This is a genomic window from Streptomyces sp. NPDC111606 (genome assembly GCF_055656945.1).
In genome coordinates, this window is the sequence record NZ_JBVKBY010000004.1 from 266,588 (window position 1) to 289,708 (window position 23,121).

At 71.5% G+C, this 23,121-nt stretch carries 22 protein-coding genes; 11 read left to right on the top strand and 11 right to left on the bottom strand.

The window, feature by feature from the left end; translation table 11 throughout:
- Positions 1 to 145 precede the first annotated feature (145 nt).
- Positions 146 to 1,363: a serine hydrolase domain-containing protein gene (locus ACZ7M7_RS16575; RefSeq protein ID WP_472117134.1), complete on the top strand. Its 1,218-nt coding sequence runs from the start codon at positions 146 to 148 to the stop codon at positions 1,361 to 1,363.
- Positions 1,364 to 1,385: 22 nt separating this feature from the next.
- Here the strand turns inward: ACZ7M7_RS16575 and ACZ7M7_RS16580 are convergent, their stop codons facing one another.
- From ACZ7M7_RS16580 to ACZ7M7_RS16595, 4 genes are all read right to left on the bottom strand, one after another.
- A complete protein-coding gene (locus tag ACZ7M7_RS16580; protein WP_472117137.1) occupies positions 1,386 to 3,110 on the bottom strand; it encodes a dolichyl-phosphate-mannose--protein mannosyltransferase in 1,725 nt (574 codons plus the stop codon).
- A gap of 17 nt (positions 3,111 to 3,127) precedes the next feature.
- Positions 3,128 to 4,120 carry an MBL fold metallo-hydrolase gene (locus ACZ7M7_RS16585; RefSeq protein WP_472117139.1) on the bottom strand — a complete coding sequence of 331 codons (993 nt, stop codon included), beginning with the start codon at positions 4,118 to 4,120 and terminating at the stop codon, positions 3,128 to 3,130.
- Between the two features lie 20 nt (positions 4,121 to 4,140).
- Positions 4,141 to 4,917, bottom strand: coding sequence for an enoyl-CoA hydratase/isomerase family protein (locus tag ACZ7M7_RS16590; RefSeq protein ID WP_472117142.1), 777 nt, complete (start codon positions 4,915 to 4,917; stop codon positions 4,141 to 4,143).
- Between the two features lie 61 nt (positions 4,918 to 4,978).
- Complete coding sequence (locus ACZ7M7_RS16595; protein WP_472117145.1) at positions 4,979 to 5,950, bottom strand: NAD(P)-dependent oxidoreductase; 972 nt, start codon at positions 5,948 to 5,950, stop codon at positions 4,979 to 4,981.
- A 73-nt stretch (positions 5,951 to 6,023) separates the two neighbouring features.
- Between ACZ7M7_RS16595 and ACZ7M7_RS16600 the strand changes: the two genes are divergently transcribed.
- The 6 genes from ACZ7M7_RS16600 (at position 6,024) to ACZ7M7_RS16625 (ending at position 12,170) form a co-directional block, all read left to right on the top strand.
- The gene (locus ACZ7M7_RS16600; RefSeq protein WP_472117148.1) at positions 6,024 to 6,620 is read left to right on the top strand and encodes a TetR/AcrR family transcriptional regulator; all 597 of its coding nucleotides are present in this window, start codon (positions 6,024 to 6,026) and stop codon (positions 6,618 to 6,620) included.
- A gap of 434 nt (positions 6,621 to 7,054) precedes the next feature.
- The gene (locus ACZ7M7_RS16605) at positions 7,055 to 8,644 is read left to right on the top strand and encodes an ABC transporter substrate-binding protein (RefSeq protein ID WP_472117151.1); all 1,590 of its coding nucleotides are present in this window, start codon (positions 7,055 to 7,057) and stop codon (positions 8,642 to 8,644) included.
- A gap of 26 nt (positions 8,645 to 8,670) precedes the next feature.
- Positions 8,671 to 9,639: an ABC transporter permease gene (locus tag ACZ7M7_RS16610; protein ID WP_472117153.1), complete on the top strand. Its 969-nt coding sequence runs from the start codon at positions 8,671 to 8,673 to the stop codon at positions 9,637 to 9,639.
- A 5-nt stretch (positions 9,640 to 9,644) separates the two neighbouring features.
- Positions 9,645 to 10,535: an ABC transporter permease gene (locus tag ACZ7M7_RS16615; protein WP_472117155.1), complete on the top strand. Its 891-nt coding sequence runs from the start codon at positions 9,645 to 9,647 to the stop codon at positions 10,533 to 10,535.
- Entirely contained in the window at positions 10,532 to 11,497 is a 966-nt protein-coding gene (locus tag ACZ7M7_RS16620) for an ABC transporter ATP-binding protein (protein ID WP_472117158.1), read from the top strand. The genes ACZ7M7_RS16615 and ACZ7M7_RS16620 overlap by 4 nt, the downstream gene beginning before the upstream one ends.
- Positions 11,490 to 12,170, top strand: a complete 681-nt coding sequence (locus ACZ7M7_RS16625) for an ABC transporter ATP-binding protein (protein ID WP_383602027.1) — start codon at positions 11,490 to 11,492, stop codon at positions 12,168 to 12,170. Before ACZ7M7_RS16620 ends, ACZ7M7_RS16625 begins: the two co-directional genes overlap by 8 nt.
- Positions 12,171 to 12,198: 28 nt before the next feature.
- Here the strand turns inward: ACZ7M7_RS16625 and ACZ7M7_RS16630 are convergent, their stop codons facing one another.
- A complete protein-coding gene (locus ACZ7M7_RS16630; protein ID WP_472117161.1) occupies positions 12,199 to 13,989 on the bottom strand; it encodes a serine/threonine-protein kinase in 1,791 nt (596 codons plus the stop codon).
- A 267-nt stretch (positions 13,990 to 14,256) separates the two neighbouring features.
- Between ACZ7M7_RS16630 and modA the strand changes: the two genes are divergently transcribed.
- The 3 genes from modA to ACZ7M7_RS16645 all read left to right on the top strand — a co-directional run bounded on the left by modA (position 14,257) and on the right by ACZ7M7_RS16645 (position 17,144).
- Positions 14,257 to 15,084: a molybdate ABC transporter substrate-binding protein gene (gene modA, locus ACZ7M7_RS16635; protein ID WP_472117164.1), complete on the top strand. Its 828-nt coding sequence runs from the start codon at positions 14,257 to 14,259 to the stop codon at positions 15,082 to 15,084.
- Complete coding sequence (gene modB, locus ACZ7M7_RS16640) at positions 15,081 to 15,929, top strand: molybdate ABC transporter permease subunit (protein ID WP_383627578.1); 849 nt, start codon at positions 15,081 to 15,083, stop codon at positions 15,927 to 15,929. Before modA ends, modB begins: the two co-directional genes overlap by 4 nt.
- 138 nt (positions 15,930 to 16,067) lie before the next feature.
- Positions 16,068 to 17,144 carry an ABC transporter ATP-binding protein gene (locus tag ACZ7M7_RS16645; RefSeq protein WP_472117167.1) on the top strand — a complete coding sequence of 359 codons (1,077 nt, stop codon included), beginning with the start codon at positions 16,068 to 16,070 and terminating at the stop codon, positions 17,142 to 17,144.
- A 72-nt stretch (positions 17,145 to 17,216) separates the two neighbouring features.
- Here ACZ7M7_RS16645 and ACZ7M7_RS16650 read toward each other — a convergent pair whose 3' ends face one another.
- Complete coding sequence (locus ACZ7M7_RS16650) at positions 17,217 to 17,765, bottom strand: YciI family protein (protein ID WP_472118002.1); 549 nt, start codon at positions 17,763 to 17,765, stop codon at positions 17,217 to 17,219.
- Between the two features lie 109 nt (positions 17,766 to 17,874).
- Here ACZ7M7_RS16650 and ACZ7M7_RS16655 point away from each other — a divergent pair, with 109 nt between their 5' ends.
- Positions 17,875 to 19,278, top strand: coding sequence for a M1 family metallopeptidase (locus ACZ7M7_RS16655; RefSeq protein ID WP_472117171.1), 1,404 nt, complete (start codon positions 17,875 to 17,877; stop codon positions 19,276 to 19,278).
- Positions 19,279 to 19,429: 151 nt separating this feature from the next.
- Here ACZ7M7_RS16655 and ACZ7M7_RS16660 read toward each other — a convergent pair whose 3' ends face one another.
- The 5 genes from ACZ7M7_RS16660 to ACZ7M7_RS16680 all read right to left on the bottom strand — a co-directional run bounded on the left by ACZ7M7_RS16660 (position 19,430) and on the right by ACZ7M7_RS16680 (position 22,957).
- The gene (locus tag ACZ7M7_RS16660) at positions 19,430 to 19,933 is read right to left on the bottom strand and encodes a winged helix-turn-helix transcriptional regulator (RefSeq protein WP_383602008.1); all 504 of its coding nucleotides are present in this window, start codon (positions 19,931 to 19,933) and stop codon (positions 19,430 to 19,432) included.
- Positions 19,930 to 20,988: an LLM class flavin-dependent oxidoreductase gene (locus ACZ7M7_RS16665; protein ID WP_472117174.1), complete on the bottom strand. Its 1,059-nt coding sequence runs from the start codon at positions 20,986 to 20,988 to the stop codon at positions 19,930 to 19,932. The genes ACZ7M7_RS16660 and ACZ7M7_RS16665 overlap by 4 nt, the downstream gene beginning before the upstream one ends.
- Entirely contained in the window at positions 20,988 to 21,494 is a 507-nt protein-coding gene (locus tag ACZ7M7_RS16670; RefSeq protein ID WP_472117177.1) for an SRPBCC family protein, read from the bottom strand. The genes ACZ7M7_RS16665 and ACZ7M7_RS16670 overlap by 1 nt, the downstream gene beginning before the upstream one ends.
- Positions 21,495 to 21,636: 142 nt before the next feature.
- Positions 21,637 to 21,927, bottom strand: coding sequence for a hypothetical protein (locus tag ACZ7M7_RS16675; protein ID WP_383627569.1), 291 nt, complete (start codon positions 21,925 to 21,927; stop codon positions 21,637 to 21,639).
- Positions 21,928 to 22,015: 88 nt separating this feature from the next.
- A complete protein-coding gene (locus ACZ7M7_RS16680) occupies positions 22,016 to 22,957 on the bottom strand; it encodes a sugar kinase (protein ID WP_472118004.1) in 942 nt (313 codons plus the stop codon).
- Between the last annotated feature and the right edge of the window lie 164 nt (positions 22,958 to 23,121).

Genomic DNA, 23,121 nt, shown 5'->3' on the forward strand with positions numbered 1-23,121 from the left:
GGTTAACCCCACCACCGATCCGGTTGATCCCCCCATCGCGCCTCCCGCCCCCGGGCAGCCATCGTGGGACACGAAACGGGCACAGGGAGGCGGAGCACACGGCACTCCCTGCCACGACAGCGCTCACAGTCAGGGGGAAGCACACATGGCCAACCGGAAGCGTGCGATCGGCGGCTTGCTCACCCTGGCCGTGGCGGTCGGTGTCGCGGCGTACCCGCCGACGGGTGACGACGGGCCATGGCAGAGCACCGGCACCACGATCGCCGCCGCCAAGTCCGCCCACGCCACCGACCACGCTCGGCTGCGCGCCGTCCTGCACCGCCTGACCACGGTCGACGGCGGTCCCGGAGCGCTCGTCGAGGTGCGGAACCGGACCGGCCGCACAGTACTGACCAGCGGTGTCGCAGACGTGAGGACGCACGCGCCGGTACACCGTGACAGCAGGTTCCGGATCGGCAGCATGACCAAGATGTTCGTGGCCACGGTCATGCTCCAGCTGGTGGGAGAGCGTCGCGTCGCGCTGGACGCGCCCGTGGAGCGCTATCTGCCCGGCGTGGTCCGCGGACACGGCAACGACGGACGGAAGGTGACTGTCCGTCAGCTGCTGCAGCACACCAGCGGCATCCCCGACATCCTGGACCATCTGAGCCCGCAGGAAATCCTCGAGGACCCGCTGGCCCACCGCGAGATGCGTGACCTCGTGGACATCGCACTCGCCCACCCCCCGACCTTCGAACCGAGCACCGGCTGGCGCTACTCCAACACGGGCTACTTCGTCGCCGGCATGATCATCGAGCGGGTGACCGGCCATACGCACGGCGAGGAGATCCGCCGGCGCATCATCACGCCGCTGGGTCTGCGTGAGACGTATGTGCCGGGTGACTCCTCGGAGATCCCCGGACCGCATCCGCGCGGGTACGTGCGGCCCGGCGAGGACGCGCCGCTCCGGGACATCACCGCGATCAACCCCACGGTCGGGGGCCCGGCCGGCGAGATGATCTCCAGTGGCGGCGACGTCAACCGGTTCCTGGCCGCTCTCCTGCGCGGCAGGCTGCTGGGCCCGGGCCAGCTGCGGGAGATGACGAGGACCCGCCCGACGGGCAACTCGGACGGCCGGGCGTACGGACTCGGACTGGAGAGCAGGCCGCTGCCCTGTGGCGGCCGCTACTGGGGGCACACCGGCGACATCCCCGGGTACGAGACGGCCGGCGGTGCCACGGTCGACGGCAGGCAGGCGACGGTCATGGTGAACCTCGGCCCGGGTGGTCCGGACGCACAGAGCGACGACATCAAGGCGGCTGTACAGACGGCGCTCTGCGAGGGACGCGGGAGGCACGAGGCACGCCCCGCGGATACCCGGTAGCCGGGCCGGACCCCCGCCGGACTCATATCCAGGTGTCGAGCCACATCCTGGCGTGCCAGTCGGCGTACGGGATCGTCTGCCCGCTGTAGAGCGGAAAGAAGTAGATGAAGTTCCAGGCGATGAGCAGGACCAGAGCGCCCGCCGCGACCGCACCGCCCGTACGGCGCACCTCGCCGGCCCCCGGCGGACCCAGCAGCGCGCCGAGCAGCATCGCCACGGCCAGACACAGGTACGGCACGAAGACGACCGCGTAGAAGGAGAAGATCGTGCGGTCCTGGTAGAGGAACCAGGGCAGGTAACCGGCGCCCACCGCACACAGGACAGCGCCGGCACGCCAGTCGCGGCGCAGGGCCCATCGGTAGAGCAGATAGCCGAGGGCGAGGCACGCCGTCCACCACAGCAGTGGCGTGCCCAGGGCGAGGATCGTCTGTGAGCAGTCGACCGACGTGCGGCAGCCGTCCGTTCCGGGTTTCGGGGACTCGTAGTCGAAGAGCACCGGGCGGCCGAGGATCAGCCAACTCCAGGGGTTGGACTCGTACTTGTGGAAGCTGTGCAGCCCCACGTTGAACTGGTACACCCCGTACTCGTAGTGCCACAGGCTGCGCAGCGGCGCCGGGATCCACGACCAGGGGCCGCCACGGCCGTCGGCCCAGTGGCGGGCGTAGCCGTGGTCGGAGCGGAACCAGCCGGTCCATGTGGCCACATAGGTCACCACGGCGACGGGGACGACGGACAGCACCGACCATCCGAGGTCCTTGCGCAGGACCGCCCGGTACGGGTGCCACGCCCCTGCCACGCGGCGGGAGCCGACGTCCCACAGCAGGGTCAGGACCATGAAGAAGGCGAGGAAGTACAGGCCGTTCCATTTGGTCGCGGCCGCGAGTCCCAGGAAGACGCCGGCCGCGAGCCGCCAGGGCCGTACTCCCGTCCCGGCGTGGTCGCCGGTGTGCCGGTCCGGGCGCGCGTGGCCGTCCTCGCCGACCGGCAGGGCGGCCGCGAGTCGGGCCCGGGCGTGGTCCCGGTCGATCAGCAGGCTTCCGAAGGCGGCCAGTACGAAGAACATGACGACCAGGTCCAGCAGCGCCGTTCGGCTCATCACGTAGTGCAGACCGTCCACGGCCAGCAGCGCTCCGGCCAGGCAGCCCAGTGCCGTCGAACGGAACAGGCGGCGGCCTATTCGGCACAGCATCAGCACCGACAGCGCGCCCAGGACCGCCGTCATGAAGCGCCAGCCGAAGGGGTTCAGGCCGAACATCCACTCCCCGACGGCTATCACCCACTTCCCCATCGGCGGATGGGCGACGAAGGCGCCGGTGTCGGAGAGCGGGATGATCTGGGGGTCCGCGAGGATCTGCGGGTCGGCGATCTTGCGGTCCGGCCAGGTGCCCTCGTAGCCGAACTGCAGCAGGGACCAGGCGTCCTTGGCGTAGTAGGTCTCGTCGAAGACGACGTCCCGTGGACGCCCGAGGTGCCAGAGGCGGATCGCCGCGGCCAGGGCGGCGACGAGTACCGGCCCCAGCCATTCGATCACCTTCGCGAGGGCGTGCGCGCGTGCCGGGCTGAGGCGCGTGCGGTACGGGATGCGGGTTGAGGGCTCGGGGAAGGGCGGAACGAGACGTTCGCGGGTGTCGGTCCGAGGGCGGCCGACGTATCCGAACCGGCGCAGACGGGCCTGCCAGTCGTGGGGAGTTGTCGTCGGCGGGGTGCCGTCGAGGACCTGGGCCCGCGACACGCTGCTACTCGTCATCGGATGACCTTAAACGGTCACAGTTCGTTGACGGTGCCCTGAGCCGGCCAAGCCCGCGGGAACGGCACCGCGCGCAGGGACCGAGCGGTGACAGGGGTGTGCTCGGCCGCCGCGTGGAGCCTCCCGGCGCGCAGGACGACGGCACCGCTGCGGAGCATCGTGTCGACCAGCTCGGTGGCGAAGTCCTCGCGCTTCCGGTCCAGTTGTCGTGCCGCGTCGGTCAGCCATGCCCGTGCGAGCAGGTAGGACTCGACCTCGGCGGAGGGCACTCCGCCTCGGATCATCAGGGCGAAGGCGAAGATTCTCCGGGCGCCGTACCAGACCGCTCCCGCCGGATCGTCGACGAGGCGCTGTGCGCGGCGCAGCGCGGTGGCGAAGGCGGCGCCGGAGTCGATGGGGATCGGTCCGTGGGCGGGCAGCAGCACCTTCGGGTTCAGGTCCGCAAGTCGGCGCAGGGAGTTGAGGGCGAGGGCAGCGGCGTCGGGTCCGTCGAGGGCGAGGTTGACCCAGCCGACGTCGTAGTCGGACAGCGCGTCACCGACGGCCAGCAGCCGTTCCTCCGGCTGCCACAGGGCCAGGTGGCCCGGCGTGTGCCCGGGCGTGGACACGACCTGCCAGTCGGCATCGCCCAGGCGGAGCACCTGGCCGTCCTGGAGCGGCATGTCGACGGTGTAGGGAGCGACCGGCTGGTCGAGGTACTCCGCCAGACAGCACCCGGGGTCGCGGCGGGCAATGGCTCTCGCGTCCGGGGCGCCGGCCGCGATGGCCGCGCCGCCCGACTGCAGCAGCGCGTTCGCGCCGACATGGTCGGAGTGCCAGTGGGTGTTCACGACCATGGCGAGGCTGCTCTCCCGGGCGTGCACCCATGCGGCCGTCTCCTCGGCGTGGCCGACGAAGCCGCTGTCGACGAGGGCCGGTCGACGGCCGTGCAGCAGGAGCAGGTTGGCGTCGGGGAACGGCCTGCGCTGCCATGTCACCCAGGCCGGGAGACGTTCTGTGCCGCGGTCCATCGAGTCCTCCCTGCGGCCCGTCACCACGGTGCCGGGCTGCCCTTGAGCTGCTGCCAGTACCGCCGGTGCGCATGCCGCGCCCCGTCGCTCATTCCGGCAGGCAACTCCTTGTCGAGCGGATCGGCCAGCTCCGCGATGTCCCGCAGCGCGGCGGCCTGGCAGGCCCGCTTGGTGAACGCGTACTGCTCGACGCAGTCCTGCGGCGTCGACCCGGCGACCTCCACCGCCCGCTCCACCACCTCGTCGGTATCGGCCAGTTCGTGCACCATCCCCAACGCATGTGCCTGCGCCGGGCTGAAGATCTCGCCGAGCAGACAGGTGCGGGCCGCCACCGGTTCACCCCACGCGTACGCGAGCATCCGCACGTACACCGATGGCATCGGGATCCCGATGGGCACCTCGTTCAGCCCGAACTTGGCTCCCTCCGCCACCGATACCCGGTAGTCGCACACCGCCGCAGTGATCAAACCCCCTGCGAACGCATGCCCGTTCACCGCCGCCACCGTCGGACGCGGGTAGGTGAACAGCCGCATGTTCGTCGCCCGGTAGTCCTCGAACCACGAGGCCACGGCCTTCCGGTCCCCCGCGAACAGCGGAAAGTGCTCGCCCAGGTCCAGGCCGGCGGAGAACCGGCCGCCCGCGCCCGTCAGAACGACAGGGCACTGATCATGATCTCGCTCGAGGCGGTCGAACGCCTCATGAAGATCGGCGAAGAAGGCACGGCCCTGCGCATTCACCGGATTCGTCGTCATCGTCACCACGGCCACCCGGCCCCGCCGCTCAATCGTCCAGCTCATAGCCATGCCTCCGGGTGAAATCGGGCCGTGCGGCGGGCGGGGTGCGGTGCCAAGTCGCCGTTCATGGCGTGGTGTTGTCGACGGTGGGGCGATGATCAGCGCTGTTGTCCGGGGAGCCGGCAAGAGCGGAGCCGTCCGTGCGGGCCTCCAGCGCATGCAGTACGGCCACCATGTCCTCGCCGCCGTGGCCCTGGACGACGGTCTCGCCGTACAGGGCGTGGCAGACGTCGAGGAGGGGCGACGCCACGGCGGCCTTGCGGGCGGCCTCGGCGATCAGCCGGTTGTTCTTGAGGACGTCCGCGGCCCCGGCCTGGACCGCGAAGTCCCGGGCCAGCAGCTTGGGCCCCTTCACCCGGGAGACGGCGCTGGCCATCGGTCCCGCGTCCAGGACGTCGCGGAGCAGGCGTTGGTCGAGCCCGTGCCGGTCGGCGAAGTGGAACGCCTCGGTCAGGCCGGTGACGAGGGTGATCAGGAACAGGTTGACCGAGAACTTCATCAGCAGGGCGCCCGGTACGCCGCCGCAGTCGAACGTCTCGCGGCACATGGGGGCGAGGAGGGGGCGTACGGCCGCGACGGTGTCGTCGTCGCCCGCCAGCATCGCCACCAGGTCGCCCTGTTCGGCGGGGACGCGGGAGCCGGAGACCGGCGCCTCGACGTAGCGCCCGCCCGCGGCCCGGACGGCGTCCTGGAGGGCGGCCGAGTACTCCGGCGCGGTCGTGCCCATGTGGACGACGGTACGTCCGGCGATGTGCGCGGCGAAGTCCGGGGTGCCACGCCCGAGGACCGTGTCCACGGCGGCCTCGTCGGCCAGCATGAGGATGACCGTCTCCGCCCGTGCGAAGACCTCGGAGGGTGTGTCCGCGATGTGGGCGCCTGCGGCGCGCAGAGGTTCGCTGCGGTCGCGGCTGCGGTTCCACACGACGAGGGGCGTTTCGGCGCGAGCCAGGTTGAGCGCCATGGGCTGTCCCATGACCCCGAGACCGATGAATCCCACGTACACGATGCACCGCCGATCCTCTATGACGGTGGTCATAGTAACCCGACACTATGACCGCGGTCATAGAATGGACTCCGGATCATTTGGGGAACGGTCGCTGGAGGTCGGGATGGCGGTGTCCGAACGAGGCCCGCGCGAGCGGATGGTCTTCAGCGCTGCCCAGCTCATCCGGCGCGACGGGGTCGCCGCCACGGGGATGCGTGAGGTCGCCGCACATGCCGGGGCGCCGCGCGGCTCGCTGCAGCACTACTTCCCCGGCGGCAAGGAGCAGTTGGTCAACGAGGCGGTCGGCTGGGCGGGCCGGTACGCGGGCAACCGTGTCGCCCGGTTCCTTGCCGCGCTGGACGAGCCGACGCCCAGCGGGCTGTTCGCGGAGATGGTCCGCCAGTGGACCGACGAGTACGAGGCCGCCGGCTTCGCGGGCGGCTGCCCGGTCGCGGCCGCCACGGTGGACTGGGCCGAGTCCACCGAGTCGACGCGGGAGGCGGTGGCCGCCGCATTCGGCACCTGGACCGGGCCGGTGGCCGGGGCTCTGACCGACCTGGGTGTGCCGCAGGAGCGGGCCGGTGCGCTCGCCACGCTCATGATCAGCGCGCTGGAGGGGGCGATCCTCATGGCCCGGGCGGAGCGGGACGTCCGGGCGCTGACGACCGTGGCGCGGGAACTCGGCCCGCTCCTGGACGCCGCGGTGCACAAGGCGGGTTGACACGAACCGGCGCCCCTTGAGGCCGTGGGCCGTCACGGCCTCGCCCCTGCGGGAAACACGCCCTTCATCCAAGGCGTCCTCAGGGGAAACGACTCCTTGCGGGAGCCCTCAGGCATGCCGTCCGCCGTGCACGCGGACCCCGGGTACACAGCACCCCGGCCCTTATTGCATACTCATCGCAATAACGAGACAGATGCAGAGGAGGGCAGGGTCGCATGGGAACGCCGGACCGCTGCCGCACCCAGGCCGCCTCCCTGCCGTTATGACCACCCCGCAACTCCGCCTGCACACCCGCGAGATGCTCCCGCGCTCAGGACTCCTCGCCCGTCGGGCCCGCCGATCCGCAGCGGACTGACGCAGGCCGGGCCTGGGTAAAGCTTTCTATCGCACTTAATGCGCAACAACTATTGGCAAGCAACAAGGGTGTGACGCTCATGACGACCCGTCGAATACGTAGTGCTGCCGTGACGGCGGCGGCGATGGTGGCCGGGGTCGCCGCCTGCTCCGCACCCAGCAGCGGCGGCAGCGACGGCAAAGCCGCCGACTCCGTTGTGATCGGGGTTGCCTCCGAGCCGGACACCCTCAGCCCGCTGCTCGGCTACGGCAAGGACGGCAACTCGAAGCTCTTCGACGGTCTGCTCGCCCGCGATGCCGACCTGAAGCTCAGACCCGCCCTCGCGAAGGCGCTGCCCGAGATCGGGGCGGACGGCCTCACCTACACGTACACCCTCCGCGACGGCGTGAAGTTCAGCGACGGCGAGCCGCTGACGGCCGACGACGTGGTCTACACGTACCGGACGATCCTGGACGAGAAGACCAACAACACGGCACGCAGCGAACTGGACGCCGTCAAGGACGTGCGGGCCGGCGGTGACGACAAGGTCGTCTTCACGCTGAAGTACCCCTACGCGCCGTTCGCCGGGCGCACGGTCCTGCCCATCGTCCCCGAGCACGTCGCGGGCGAGCAGGACCCCAACACCGGCTCCTTCAACACCGAGCCCGTCGGCACCGGCCCGTACGTCCTGTCCGCCTGGCGCAAGGGCGAGAAGCTCACCTTCAAGGCCAATCCGGACTACTGGGGCGGCGCGCCGAAGGTGAAGACGTTCACCATGGCGGTCATCGCCGACGACAACGTGCGCGCGACCCGACTGCGCTCCGGTGACCTGGACGGCGCGGTCCTGCCGCCCAACCTCGCCGCCACCTTCAAGAACGACGACGGCACGAAGTCGTACGAGGCGCGGTCCTACGACTTCCGCGCCGTCACCCTGCCGACCGCAGGCAAGGTCACCGGCGACCGCGCGATCCGGCAGGCGCTGGATGCCGCCGTGGACCGCGAGGCCATGGTCGACAAGATCCTCGACGGTGCGGGCACACCGGCGTACGGGCCGCTCCCCGTCGACGATCCCGCGTTCGCCAAGGGCATCGAGCGCAAGCAGGACCTGGACAAGGCCGAGCGGATTCTGGACGCGGCGGGCTGGAAGGCAGGCAAGGACGGCATCCGCGCCAAGGGCGGGCGGCAGGCCGCGTTCACACTGCTCTACCCGTCCGGCGACAAGGTCCGCCAGGACCACGCCCTCGCCTACGCCTCCGACGTCAAGAAGGCCGGCATCAAGGTGACGGTGGAGAGCGCCACCTGGGAGGTCATCGAACCGCGGATGAAGGACACCGCGGTCCTCGCGGGCTTCGGCAGCACCGGCGACCCCGACTTCGGCCTCTACACCCTGCTGCACTCCTCCCTCGCCGGAGACGGCTTCAACAACATGGCCCGCTACGACAGTCCGGCCGTGGACAAGGCCCTCGACACCGGCCGCCGCACCCAGGCCCCGGCCGAGCGCGAGGCCGCGTACGAGGCGGTGCAGCGCGAGCTCGTGAAGGACCCGGGCTACACGTTCCTCACCCACATCGACCACCTCTATGTGCTCGCCGACCGCTGGGACGGGCTGACCACGCAGCTCGAACCGCACGAGCACGGCTTCGCCAGCGGCCCCTGGTGGAACATCGAGGACTGGCAGCCGAAGAAGTGAGCATCAGGTCCCTGCCCTGGGGAGCGATGGCACGCCTGGCGGGACGGCGGACCCTGTTCGCCGTCCCCGTCCTGATGGTCGTCACGTTCGGCGTGTTCGCCATCGCCGCCGCATCCCCCTTCGACCCCGTCAAGGCGTACGCCGGCACGGCCGCCCTCGGTGCCGACCAGGAGACCCTGGACCGGCTGCGGGACAACCTCGGTGTGGACCAGCCCTTCACCGCCCGCTGGTGGCACTGGCTGACCTCCGCCCTCGGCGGCGACCTGGGGCACTCCAGCGTGCTGCGGCAGCCCGTGGCGCAGGTGATCGGTGAGCGCCTGGTGTGGTCGACGCTGTTGTGCACGGTCGCGTTCGTCGCCGCCGTGCTGATCGGCACGCTGCTCGGAGTGCTGGCCGCCCGGCGTCCGGGCTCGATGCCGGACCGTGCCGTCAGCTCGCTCGCGTACACCTTGGAAGCGGCGCCGGTCTTCTGGATCGCCCTGCTCGCCGTCTGGCTGTTCGCCCTCCAGTTGGACGTCCTCCCGGCCGGCGGCCTCACGGACACCGCCAGCGAACAGGTCACCCCGGGGCAGGTGGCGAGCCATCTGCTCCTGCCCGCCGGGGTGCTCGCCGTCTCCCAACTCCCCTGGTTCACCCTTTACGTACGGCAGGGAGTCGGCGACGCCCTTGCGGAGGACCCCGTACGGGGCGCCCGGGCCAGGGGTCTGAGCGAGAGCACCGTCCTGCTCGGCCACGCGCTGCGCTCCGGTCTCCTGCCGGTCCTCACGCTGATCGGCTCCCGCGTCCCCGAACTGATCACGGGCGCCCTGCTCGTGGAGACCGTCTTCAGCTGGCCGGGCATCGCCGCGGCCACCGTCGAGGCGGCCACCGCCGTCGACTTCCCCCTGCTCGCGGCCCTCACGACGCTGGCTGCCGCCGCCGTCCTCGTCGGCAACCTGCTCGCCGACCTCCTCTACGGACTGTTCGACCCGAGGGTGAAGCTCAGTGAAATGTGACTCCCATGACCCCAGTTGAGACCGACGTGCGGTCAGGGCCCGCATGGCGCTCCCCCGGCACCGAGCGCCGCTCGACCCGCACGCTGCGGATCCGCACCTCGGCCGCGCTGGTCGCCGTGACCTTCCTCGCCGTTCTGCTCGTGCCGCCGCTGGTGCAGCTCGACCAGCAGGCCGTCGACCTGGCCGCCAAACTGCAACCGCCGTCCTGGGCCCATCCCTTCGGCACCGACGACGTCGGCCGGGACCTGCTGCTGCGCTGCGTCTACGGCCTCAGGGTCTCCCTGCTGGTCGGCGTGGCCGCCGCGCTCACCGCGACCGTCATCGGCACGGCCGTCGGCGCCACGGCCGGGGCGGTGGGCGGCTGGGCCGACCGCGCGCTGATGCGGGTGGTCGACACGGTCTCCTCCGTGCCCCATCTGCTGCTGGGCATCTTCATCGTCGCGATGTTCCGGCCGGGCGTCTGGCCGGTGATCGTCTCGGTCGCGCTCACCCACTGGCTGTCCACCGCCCGGATCGTGCGCGCCGAGGTCCTGTCCCTGCGTTCACGCCCGTACATCGACGCCGCCGTCTCCGGCGGCGCCTCGCGGTGGCGGGTCGCGGTACGGCACCTGCTGCCCGCCGTGCTGCCCCAGGCCGCGCTGGCCGCCGTACTGATGGTGCCGCACGCCATGTGGCACGAGTCGGCGCTGTCCTTCCTGGGACTCGGCCTGCCCACACACCTGGCCAGCCTCGGGAACCTCATCCAGGGGGCTCGGGGCTCGCTGCTCGCCGGACAGTGGTGGCCGACCCTGTTCCCGGGCCTGTTCATCATCGTCCCCACGCTCGCCATCGCCGGACTGTCCGGGGCCTGGCGGGAGCGGATCAACCCGCGCCGCCGATCGGAGCTGATGCTGTGACCGAGCGACCTCCCGTGCTGTCGGTGCGTGGGCTGTCCGTGCGCTTCCTCATGCCCGGCGGACGTCGTGTCGCGGCCGTCACCGACGCCCGCTTCGACGTGGCGGCCGGCGAATGCCTCGCCCTGATCGGTGAGAGCGGCTGCGGCAAGTCCGTCCTCGCCTCCGCCCTCCTCGGCCTGCTGCCGGCCAACGCCCAGACCGCCGGCGAGGCCCGGCTCGGCAACCTCGACCTGCTCGCCGCCGACGAGCAGACCCTCGCCCGCACGGTACGGGGCCGCCGTATCGGCCTGGTCCCGCAGAGCCCGGCGGCACACCTCACCCCGGTGCGCACCATCCGCTCCCAACTGGAGGAGACGGTCACGGCGTTGACGGGCGTGCGCGGCCGGAGGAGCGTACGGGCCGCTGCCGAGGCGGCCGCCGAGCGCACCGCCTTCCCCGTGGACCACCTCGACCGCCACCCGCACGAATTGTCCGGCGGGCTCGCCCAACGCGCCGCAACCGCCCTCGCGCTGGTCGGCGACGCGCCCCTCCTGCTCGCCGACGAACCCACCACCGGGCTCGACCGCGACCTGGTGGAGCACACGGTCGACGAACTGCGACGCCACATCGACGACGGCGACCGGGGCCTGCTGATGATCACCCACGACCTGGCGGCTGCCGAGCGCATCGCCGACCGGGTCGCGGTCATGTACGCGGGCCGCATCGTCGAACTCGCCGCCGCAGCCGCCTTCTTCGGCAGCCCCGGCCCCCGCCACCCCTACAGCCGCGGCCTCCTCGACGCCCTCCCCGACCGTGCCTTCGCGCCCATCCCCGGCATGCCCCCGGAGCTCGGCGACCTCCCCGCCGGCTGCGCCTTCGCGCCGCGCTGCGACCGTGCCACGGACGCCTGCGCCGGTCTGCCCCCGGTGACCGAGGCCGTGGCCTGCCACCATCCGTACGTCCCGGAGGACGCCCGTGCTTGAACTGCGCGCCATCACCGCCGGATACGACAGACGCGCACCCGTCGTACGGGACGCCTCCCTGACGGTCGAACCCGGCGAAGCCGTCGGCCTGCTCGGCCCCAGCGGCTGCGGCAAGTCCACCCTCGCCCGCGTCGCCGCGCTCCTGCACCGCCCGGAAACCGGAACCGTGCTCCTGGACGGCACCCCGGTACGCCGCTGGCGCCATGCCGCCCCGCGCGAACAGCGCACCGCTTTCGGCGTCGTCTTCCAGCAGCCCCGCCTCTCCGCCGACCCCCGGTTGCGCCTGGCCCAGCTGATCGCCGAGCCCCTGCTCGCCACCGGCCGGCGGGAGGGCTCGGCCGACCGGGTCGCCGAACTGGCCGGAGCCGTCGGCCTCACCCCCGACCTGCTCTCCCGGCGCCCCCACGAGGCCAGCGACGGCCAGCTCCAGCGCGCCTGCCTCGCCCGCGCCCTCGTGCTCCGCCCGCGCTGGCTGGTGTGCGACGAGATGACGGCCATGCTCGACGCGTCCACGACCGCCGCCTTGGTGACGGTGGTCGAGGACTACCGCCGGACCACCGGCGCGGGCGTACTGGCCATCGGGCACGACCGCACGCTGCTGCAGCGGTGGTGCGACCGCACGGTCCACTGGGACGAGGTGGGCGCCGAGAAGCCCCTGGCGCGACGGTCCTGAACAACTCCACGCGCCCTGGACGCGGGTGTCAGTCCTCGGCCGGCATCACCCGGGTCACCTTGCCCTTGGTGTCGGCCTCCAGGTAGCCGGCCTGGTACGCGTCGGTGAGATATACGGCGATGCCGGCCGGGGTGTCGAAAACGTCGCTGGGCTGTCGCACCAGCAGGTAACGGGATTCCGGCTTGTCGACGTTGAGTTTCTTCTCGGCCTCTTCGAGGAGCGCGGGAACCCGGTCCCAGTTGAAGTCGTCGAGGCTGACGGGCTGGTCGCCGCCGGAGAGGGTGCCGGAGATGATGCCCTTCTCCACACCCTGCCCCGGGCGGTAGGTGTAGGAGTCGTACTTCGTGTCGCTGCCGTCGACCATCAGCTCGGCGGACGCGTACTCCGGGTACACGGTGAAGTCGCCGAACCTGTCCCGGCCGGTCTCGTCCTTGAACGCCTTGATGGCTTCGCGGATGCCGTCCGGGGTGAGCAGGGTGCCGGTCGTCGGCTGCTCCGACTGCCGGGCCGCCGGATCGGCGCCGGTGTCCGCGTCGGTCGGTGAGACGGTCGGCTTCGGGGTCGATGTGGCGGGCGTGTTGCCGCGCGCGTCCGCGTCACCCGACTCGCCTCCGACGGGCAGCAGCCACCACAGCAGAGCCAGCGCGCCGGCGAGCGAGGTCCCGGTGACGGCCAGCAGGGCGGTCCGGCCCGGGCGGCGTCCGGGGGCTGCTTGCGCGGGCACCGTCAGCGGCTGGGGAGGGGTCTGCCCCGGCCATGGGTGGACCGGTGGCGGCCCGAATCCGGCAGGCGTGGGCGTCGAGGCGGGGCCGCCCGACGGGAAGGACGTGGTCGGCGACGAAGTAGTCCCGCCGGGGTATGAGGGGGCTGTAGGGGCGGAGCCCGGGGCGGACATGTACGTGGGACCGGGCGGCGGGTTCAGCGGATACGACGTGGCCTCGTCCCGCGCCGCCGGGCCGTCCGGCCCGCCCGGAGCGGACTCGGCCTCCGCCAGCTTGAGGTCCAGCACGGCGGCGGACGGCCGCGCCGACGGGTCCCGTACGAGCACGCTCATCAGTACGTCCCGCAACGCGCCGGCACGCACCGGCGGCGGCACGTCGTCGTGGAGGACCGCGGCGAGGGTGGCCAGGGTGTTGGCCCTGCGCAGCGGGTGGTGCCCCTCCACGGCGTTGTACAGCATCATCGCCAGCGACCACAGGTCGGAGGAGGAGCCGCCCTCGTGCCCCGAGATGCGCTCCGGCGCCATGAAGTCGGCCGTGCCGATGATGGAGCCGGTGGCGGTGAGATTCGTCGACTCACGGATCGCGGCGATGCCGAAGTCGGTGAGTACGGGACGACCGTCGGGCCGCAGCAGGACGTTGGCGGGTTTCACGTCCCGGTGCTGGATGCCGGCGTCGTGCGCGGCGGTCAGCGCGGCGAGCACTCCCCGGCCGATGCGCGCCGCCTCGGCCGGCGGCATCGGGCCCTGGGCCAGCCGGTCGGCCAGCGAGCCGCCGCTGACCAGCTCCATGACGATCCACGGGTAGGTGCCGTCGCCACCGTCGACGATGTGGTGGATGGTGACGACGTTCGGATGGTCGATCCGGGCCAGGGCCCTGGCCTCGCGCAGCACGCGTTCGCGCAGCATCCGCGCGCTGTCGGGATCGTATTCGGCGAGGTCCCGGTCGGGCGGCCGGACCTCCTTGACCGCCACCAGCCGGTGCAGCACCAGATCCCTGGCCCGCCAGACCGTCCCCATCCCGCCGCCACCAAGGCGGGCCTCCAACTCGAAGCGCCCGTCGACGACTCGTCTACCGGGACCTCTGTCTGCCTCACTCATGGGCGGGAGCTTAGTTGTCGCCACGGACAGTGCTCGCCGGCGGTCATGGCTACGGGGCGGATCGCGGGTGAGAGTGACGGGAGCGCCGTCTCGTACAAACGCACATGCAACCTCCAGAGGCGCCCCTCCCAGCTCATGCGATGCGACAGGAGACTTCCTCCTTGCATCTGCGGCATTATCATCGACGGATGCGGCCGAATGGCGGCGTGGTCCGTCGGGACCGCCAGTGATTGTGCGTCCGTCAGGACCAGAGGGAGTGGACCCGTGATGACCCGTACCGCGCGCCGGAACCACCGGACCCTGCAGGTGGCCGGCGCAGGCGCCGCCGCGCTGCTGGCGCTGAGCGCCTGCTCGTCGTCCGACGACTCCTCCTCGTCGAAGTCGGACTCCTCCGCGTCCGCTTCCTCGTCGGGCAAGCTGTCCGGCGAGGTGACCGTCTTCGCGGCGGCCTCGCTGAAGGAGAGTTTCACGACGCTGGGCAAGGAGTTCGAGAAGGAGCACCCGGGTACGAAGGTCACCTTCAGCTTCGGCGGCAGCGACTCGCTCGCCGCGAGCATCACGGGCGGCGCTCCGGCCGACGTGTTCGCCTCGGCCAGCCCCAAGACGATGAAGATCGTCACGGATGCGGGGGACGCCTCCGGCACGCCCTCGACCTTCGTCCGCAACGAGCTGGAGATCGCCACCCTGCCGGGCAACCCCGACAACATCTCCTCCCTCAAGGACCTCACCAAGTCGGGCCTGAAGATCGTGCTCTGCGACAAGGAGGTGCCGTGCGGTGCCGCCGCGCAGAAGGCGCTGGAGGCGAGCGACCTGAAGCTCACGCCCGTCTCCTACGAGCAGGACGTCAAGGCCGCCCTGACGAAGGTCGAGCTGAAGGAGGCCGACGCGGCCGTCGTCTACAAGACGGATGTGCACGCGGCGGGTGACAAGGTGGAGGGCGTGGAGTTCCCCGAGTCCGCCGACGCCATCAACGACTACCCGATCACGCTGCTGAAGGACGCGCAGAACGCCGAGGCCGCCAAGGCGTTCATCGCGCTGGTGCAGTCCGCCGAGGGCCAGCAGGTCCTGACCGCGGCCGGGTTCCTCAAGCCGTGATCCCGAGCGACAAGGCCGGCGCCGCGACCGACTCCCTCCGGGGTGGGCCGCGGCGCCGCCGCATCCGTACGGGCGTGCCACTTCCCCTCCTGTTCCCCGCCCTGATCGGTGTGGCGTTCCTCGTCGTGCCGCTGATCGCCCTGCTCGTACGGACCCCGTGGCGGAGTCTGCCCGAGCAGCTGACCAGCGCCGAGGTGTGGCAGGCGCTCCAGCTGTCCCTGGTCTGCGCAACCTTGGCCACCGCCGTGAGCCTGGTCCTCGGCGTGCCCCTGGCCTGGCTGCTGGCCCGCGTCGAGTTCCCCGGCCGGGGCCTCGTACGGGCCCTCGTCACCCTCCCTCTCGTCCTGCCGCCGGTCGTCGGCGGTGTGGCGCTGCTGATGGCGCTCGGCCGCAACGGCATCGTCGGGCAGTGGCTGGACTCCTGGTTCGGGATCACGCTCCCGTTCACCACGGCGGGAGTCGTGGTCGCGGAGGCGTTCGTGGCGATGCCGTTCCTCGTCATCAGCGTCGAGGGCACCCTGCGTGCCGCCGATCCCCGCTACGAGGAGGCCGCCACCACCCTGGGCGCCTCCCGCTTCACCGCGTTCCGCCGGGTCACCCTGCCCCTCATCGCCCCCGGCATCGCGGCGGGCGCGGTCCTGGCCTGGGCCCGCGCGCTCGGCGAGTTCGGCGCGACGATCACCTTCGCCGGCAACTTCCCCGGCCGCACCCAGACCATGCCCCTGGCCGTGTACCTGGCGTTGCAGAGCGACCCCGAGGCGGCCATCGCGCTCAGCCTGGTGCTGCTGGCTGTGTCGATCGCGGTGCTGGCGGGATTGCGGGACCGATGGATGACAGCGGGATGAGCGGGGGTGCGGGACCGGGAGGGCATGACCGTCACACGCCCGCTCCCACCCACCACAACGCGACGACCAGGCTTGAACCACCGCAGGATCGCCCGACCGCCCCAGGCCGGCCCTGCCCGACCGTGAGATGACTGCCGGATGACCGAGACCTACGACGTCCACGCCGACGCCGTTCCGGACGGGCTCGACGCCCGCCTCGTCGTGGACCGTGGTGCCTTCCGCCTCGACGTAACGCTGACCGTCGCTCCCGGCGAGGTGGTCGCGCTGCTGGGCCCGAACGGTGCGGGCAAGACCACCGCCCTGCGTGCCCTCGCCGGCCTGACCCCGCTCAGCGCCGGCCATCTGCGGCTGGACGGTGCGGAGTTGGACCGTACGCCGCCCGAGTCCCGGCCGGTCGGCGTCGTTTTCCAGGACTACCTGCTCTTCCCCCACCTCACCGCGCTCGACAACGTGGCGTTCGGGCCGCGCTGCCAGGGCGTCTCCAAGGCTGAGGCGCGGGCGCAGGCCGCCGAGTGGCTCGGCCGTCTGGGGCTGACGGCTCACGAGGGCGCCAAGCCGCGCAAGCTGTCCGGCGGCCAGGCCCAGCGTGTCGCCCTCGCCCGCGCGCTCGCCACGAGCCCCCGGCTGCTGCTGCTCGATGAGCCGCTGGCGGCGCTGGACGCCCGTACCCGCCTGGAGGTCCGCGCCCAACTCCGGCATCATCTGGCCGAGTTCGAAGCGGTCGCCGTGCTCGTCACGCACGATCCGCTCGACGCCATGGTCCTGGCCGACCGTCTGGTCGTCGTCGAGCACGGCCAAGTCGTCCAGGAGGGCGCCCCGTCCCACATCGCCCGCCACCCCCGTACGGACTACATCGCCCAGTTGGTCGGCCTGAACCTCTACCGGGGCGAGGCCGAGGGTCACACCGTGCGACTCGCCGCCGGGCCGTCCGTCACCACGACGGAGGACCTGTCCGGCCCCGTCTTCGTGGCGTTCCCGCCCAGTGCGGTCACGCTCCACCGCGACCGCCCGACCGGCTCCAGCGCACGTAACCTCTGGCAGTGCCAGGTGGCCGGCCTGGAGACGCACGGCGACCAGATCCGCGCCGATCTCACCGGCGAACTCCCCCTGGCCGCGGACCTCACCACGGTCGCCGCCGCCGAACTCGATCTGCACCCGGGCGCGGAGGTCTGGGCGACGGTGAAGGCGGCACAGACTCACGCGTATCCCGTCTGAGAACCTCAGCAAGGTGCAGCCTGGGCGCCGCCACTCGCGTGAGGTGGGCCGGGGCGCAGCAGCGTCCTGTCGCTACGACCGCCCGCCGAACTGCCAGTCGTGGACCTCGACATCGGCGTACCGCTTCGGCGTCAGTACGGCACGTGCCGTCGCCGGGTCCGGTGCCCGCACCAGGGCCGCCGTCCCCAGCCACGCGGTGCCGTCGTCGGACAGCAGGGAGCCGTAGGCGATCAACTCCTCCCGCTCGGGCGGCAGATCCTGGTCGGCGGCCTGTCCCGAGCCGAGGCCGAGGACCAGATAGCGGCAGCCCTCGGTGGCGCCGCCGGGGAAGTCCCACATGGTACGCCCGAGCAGGTTCTGCCAACGGCGCAGCAGCACGTCCCGGTACACACCGGCCTGATAGTTGGGCTCGTCGAAGGCGAACGCGCGGGCGGTGGCGGCATCGGGCAGGTCCACGATGTGTACGCTGCCGGACGGCGTGTCACCGTCGGCGGCGAACGTCGGCCCCCGGGCGATCATCTGCGCCGCGAAGAGGTCCATGTACGACCAATGCTCCTCCAGCAGTTGGTCGCGCAGTTCCAGAGAGTCGGGCCGGTCACGGTGGTAGCAGAAGAACTCCATGCCAACAGTCTTCACCACCCCCCTCGTACGCCGCCGAGAGCGGAGCGGAGCTCGCCACTTCCCGTAGGCGAGGGCCAATGCCTCACTCGCCGTGGCATGATCCGCTCCCATGCCGTCGTTACCCGCGTGGTCGTCAAGGGCCGCTGGCCGTCTGCTGATTGTCCTGCTCGCGTTGCTCGCCGCGCAGGGCGCCACCGGGGCCGATGCCGTCACGGCATCCGGGGCCGAGGCCACGGCCACCACAACGCCCGCCGGGACACCCGATCGGCTGCGCTACGACGTGTCGCTGCGCGGCAACGCCGACGGCTCTCGCTGGACGGGTCGGCAGCGCGTGTCGCTGCGCAACTCCTCCGATCGGCCGCTGCGCGAGGTGTACGTCCGGCTCTGGGGCAACGGCGTGGACGAATGCGGCGCGCCGGGAGCGCCGTCACCGGTCGAGGTGTCCAGGGTCAGCGGGGGCACAGCGGGCCGGCTCTCCGTGAACTGCACGGCTCTGCGGATCGCTCTGCCGAGGCCGCTCGCGCGCGGGGAGCGCGCGGTCGTCGCCTTCGACGTGTCCATCTCCGTGCCCGAGCGCAACAGCCGCTTCGGCCGCGAGGGCGCCTTCCGTTTCCTGGGTAATGCGCTGCCGGTGCTGGCCGTGCACGATGCCAACGGCTGGCACCTCGATCCGTATGTGCCGACCGGGGAGAGCTTCCATACCCTGGCCGGCGATTTCCGGGTGGCCATCGACCACCCCACGGCGCTCAAGGTCCCGGCCACCGGACGCACTTGGACGCGCCCCGGCAAGCACGGTCGCAGCCTGACGCTCAGCGTCGCGCACCGAGTGCGGGACTTCGCGTGGGCGGCGGGCCCGTTCCGCACCGCCACCGAGACCACGCCCGGCGGCGTGCGGGTGAGGTCGTACTGGGCGCCGGGCACGTCCGCGGAGGGGGTGCGCCTCACCCGTGAGGACGGTGCCGCCTCCGTCGACCGGTTCGGCGAGGAGTTCGGCCGCTATCCCTACGGCGAACTCGACCTCGTGATGACCAGCGGGTTCGGCGGCGGCATGGAGTACCCCGGACTGGTCCTCCTCGGCACCACCGAGGAGGGCAGCGCCGTCGTCCACGAGGTCGCCCACCAGTGGTGGTACGGCATCGTGGGCAACGACGAATACGGCGCGCCCTGGCTCGACGAGAGCTTTGCCCAGTACGCCAACGCCCGCTTCTACGGCTGGGAAACCCGCGACTGCTGGTCCCAGGTCGACTGGCCGAGCGACGAAACGGCGCTGACCAATTCGATGGCGTACTGGGCCGGACACCCCGGCGAATACCACTTGCTCTACACGGCCAGCCCCTGCGCGCTGGCGGACCTGGAACGCACTCTCGGCGCGAACACCATGGCCCGCCTCCTCAAGCAGTACGCCCGCGACCACTGGTACGGCGTTTCCACCACCGCGGAATTCAAGAAAGCCGCACAATCCGTGACGGGCAAGGACCTGAACCCGTTCTGGAAGCTGCACCGGATCCGGTGAAGGACGGTCAGGGAACCGGCCTGATCGAGTTGTACGGCCTCAGCGAACCGTGGAACGCCTTCCCGGCGGGAATCGTCTTGTACGTGCCGTAGTAGTAATGGCGATGCTCGGGGACCGGGTTGCCCATGGGAATCAGCGATTACCGGTCGCATCAGTCCTTGGAGAAACGGCGCTGCACGTCGGGCCGGGACCTGAGGCGGTCCGGGTAGCCGGGGCCCATCCGCGCGGTCGTGTCGTCGGCGTGCAGCGGCTCGTGGCACGCGGAGCACACCACCTCCGCCCGACCGTCGTGGCCGCAGGTCTCGTGGTGCAGGGTGACCGGAGGTCCCTCGGGCCCGGCGAGCCAGCGGTCGCCCCAGCTCGCCATCGCGGCGAGGACCGGGAAGAGGTCCTTGCCCTTCTCCGTCAGCACGTACTCGTGGCGTGGCGGCTCGCTCTCGTAGAGCCGTCGCTCCAGCAGCCCCGCCTCGACCAGGCGGCGCAGCCGGTCGGTGAGCGTGTTCCGGGCGATGCGCAGCTCTGCCTGGAAGTCGTCGAAACGACGGCAGCCGTAGAACGCCTCCCGCAGGACCAGCGGGGTCCAGGCGTCCCCGACCACGTCCAGGGTCCGCGCGATGGAGCACGGCCAGTTCGCGAAGGACGTCCGCGCGCTCATGTCCGCACTCCGGCCTCGTGGACCAGCTCGATCGCTCGGCCCAGGGTGTCGAGCCGGGCGGCCAGGTCCGCACCGGCCGGGTACAGGCGGACGGTGTCCACGCCCGCGTCGCGCCAGACGCGCAGCCGCTCCCGGACCATGGTCTCGGTGCCGATCAACGTCGTCGCGAGGACCATCTCGTCGGTGACCAGCGCGGCTGCCCCGTCCCGGTCGCCGGCCTGCCAGCGCTGCCGTACCTCTGCGGCGACCTCCGCCCAACCCTGCCTGCTGTAGGCACGGTTGTAGAAGTTGGTGGACGCCGAGCCCATGCCGCCGAGGCTGAAGGCCAGTTCCTTCTTGCGGCCGGCCACCATGGCGCTCAGAGCTTCCTCGTCGGGAGCGAAGGCCACTTCGGCGCCCTGGCAGACGTCCAGATCCGCTCGGACGCGCCCGCCGTGCGCCAGCCCTTCGTCCAGGTGAGCGAAGTAGGCACGCGCCGCTCCCTCGGGCACGAAGCTCGTGCCGAGCCAGCCGTCGGCGACCTCGCCGGCCAGCCGGAGCATGGCCGGTGACAGTGCGGCCAGGTACAGCGGCACTGGGTGCTCGGCCCGCATCGACAGTTTCATCGGCACGGCGTCGCCGCCGGGCAGCGGGATGCGGTACTCGGTGCCGGAGTGGTCGATCTTGCTGCCGGCCAGGACCTGCCGCACGATCTCCACCGTCTCGCGGACGCGTGCCAGCGGGCGGGCGAAGGGAACGCCGTGCAGTCCCTCCATCACCTGCGGGCCCGAGGGGCCGAGGCCGAGCAGGAAGCGTCCCCGGGACAGGTTGGAGAGGGTGATCGCGGTCTGCGCGAGCGCGACCGGGGTGCGCGTCCCGACCTGCATGACTCCGGAGCCCAGCAGCATGCGTTCGGTGCGGGCGGCGTAGTAGCCCAGGGCGGAGGGCGCGTCCGAGCCCCATGCCTCGGCCACCCAGCAGATGTCCAGGCCCAGCTTCTCCGCCTCGACGACGAAGTCCGCCTGCCGGGTCCAGGAACCGAGCCCCGACGCCTCGACCGTGATCGCGGCCCTCATCACGCCTCCGCCAGCTTCTTGATCTGTCCCAGCGTGACGGCCATGTTGCGCTCGAACTCACGCAGGCGCACGAACACGATCTTCTGTTCCTTGTCCGGCATCGCGTCGATGGCGAAGGACAGACCGGACCGGCCGGGGCCCATCTGCATCCACTCGGCCAGTTCGGTTCCGCCGTCCTTGGACTCCAGGCGGAAGCGCCAGACGGCAGAGGGACTGGCAGGGTCCGACACGGCCCAGGCGAGGAGGTGCGGGGGCCGGCACTCGATGACATGCGAGGTGGTCTCCCACTCGCCCAGGGACTCGTGCCTGCTCCTGCCGACGAACCGAGCGCCCACGGCGGGCCGGACCGCGCCGTCGAGCCACTGCACCGACTGGAGCTCGTCGCTCATGTCCGGCATCAGCGTCACATCGGAGACGATCTCCCACACCCGGTCCGGCGGCGCGTCCACCCACGTCCGCACTTCGACCGTGGGCGTGTCCGCATAGCGTGCGCCCGTCCACTCCACTCCGCACCAACTCCATCCCCGACGAAGGTCCGTGACGCCTGTGACCTTTAGAGTTGCGTAACGAGACTCGCTGCGTCAAGAGTGCTGCGGAGCCAGGTCTCCCCCGCCCTTGTCCCTTCGCGTCGCCCCTTACGCGTCAGCCTTACGCGCCGACGTCGCCCGTCTCCTTATGCCGGACGGCTCTCCTCACTTGCGTCTCGACATCGCTGCGCTGCTCGCCCTGCGCCTTCGCATAGTCGGCAACCGCGGTCCGCGCATCCCGAGCCAGGTCCCGCCAAGCCCGCAAGGCGGTGTTGTACGTGGTGGTCTGCCGCTGGCTCCAGCCGCCTTCCTGAGTGGGCGGCCCGTACATGCCCCGCAGCTTCTCCACGCGGTGGTGCGCCTGCTCGGCCGCGCGCTGCTTCTCCACGAGCTCATCAAAAATGTTCGTCACACAAATGGAGCATAGGGAGGTAAATGCCGCACCGCGCGTCGAGCCGGGACCTGGCTTGGGCGGACGCCCACCGGAGGTATCGCCCGGCTCAGGCCGACGGCGCCACGGCGGCCCGCTCGGCCCAATCCTGCGCCGAGAGATCGAGCATCGCTTCCATGTCCTGCGGGTCGGGCAACGGCCCATGATCTCCCGTCACTTGGAGGGCGGAGGCGGCGGTGATGTGGCCCAGTCGCAGGGCGCGTGCCGTGGTCCCGCCCCGCAGGAGGCCCGCGAGGAAGCCGGCCGCGAAGGCGTCACCGGCGCCGACGGCCTCCACCACCGTCGTGCGCGGCGTCGGCACCGTGGTTCTGCCTTCGTCGCTGAACGCGCTCGCGGCGTTCGCCCCGTCCTTGACGACGAGGATGTGCGGGCGCGGGAGGTGCTTCCGTACGTCCTCCGGTGTCAGGTTCTCGCCCCACAGGGCCTGTGCCTCGTCCAGGCCGACGAAGACGATGTCCGCCCGGTCCGCCAGCTCACGCAGCACTGTCGGGGCCGAGCCGTCCGGCCACAGGGCGGCACGATGGTTGACGTCGAAGCTCACCGCGTACGGGCGTACGGCGCCCCCGGGGTCCAGCGCCCGCGCCACCAGGCGACGGCACGGCTCGGAGAGCGCGGGCGTGATGCCGGTCAGATGCAGCAGCGAGGCCGTGCGCAGGGGCTCGCAGTCCAGGGCCTCGGGGCCCAGGGCGGAGGCGGCCGAACCGCGCCTGTAGTAATGCACGCGGGTCCCGGCGGGGCTCGGGTCCTTCACGAGCAGGCCGGTCGGGCGGTGGGGGTCGGTGCGCACGTGCGACACGTCGACGCCGGCGGCGGCGACGGTGGCGCGCACACGCTGTCCCAGCGGGTCGTCGCCGAGCGCGGAGAGCCAGGCCACCGGGATGCCGTGGTCGGCGAGATACATGGCGACGTTCGACTCGGCACCCGCCACGGACAGCCGCAGCTGCGCCGCGGTCACCAGCGGGGTCGGCGGGTCGGGGGCCAGGGCCGCCATCGTCTCGCCGACGCAGACGACGGGGCCCGGGGTGAGGCGCCAGGGGGTGGTCGTGGTGGAGGGCTGGGCGGCGGGCGTAGGGGGTGCCTCCGGGGGTGCCGTATCGGATGGCGGCGCGGCGGTCATGCCGGACGGCTCGGCAGGTGCGGTCCCGGACGCTCGCA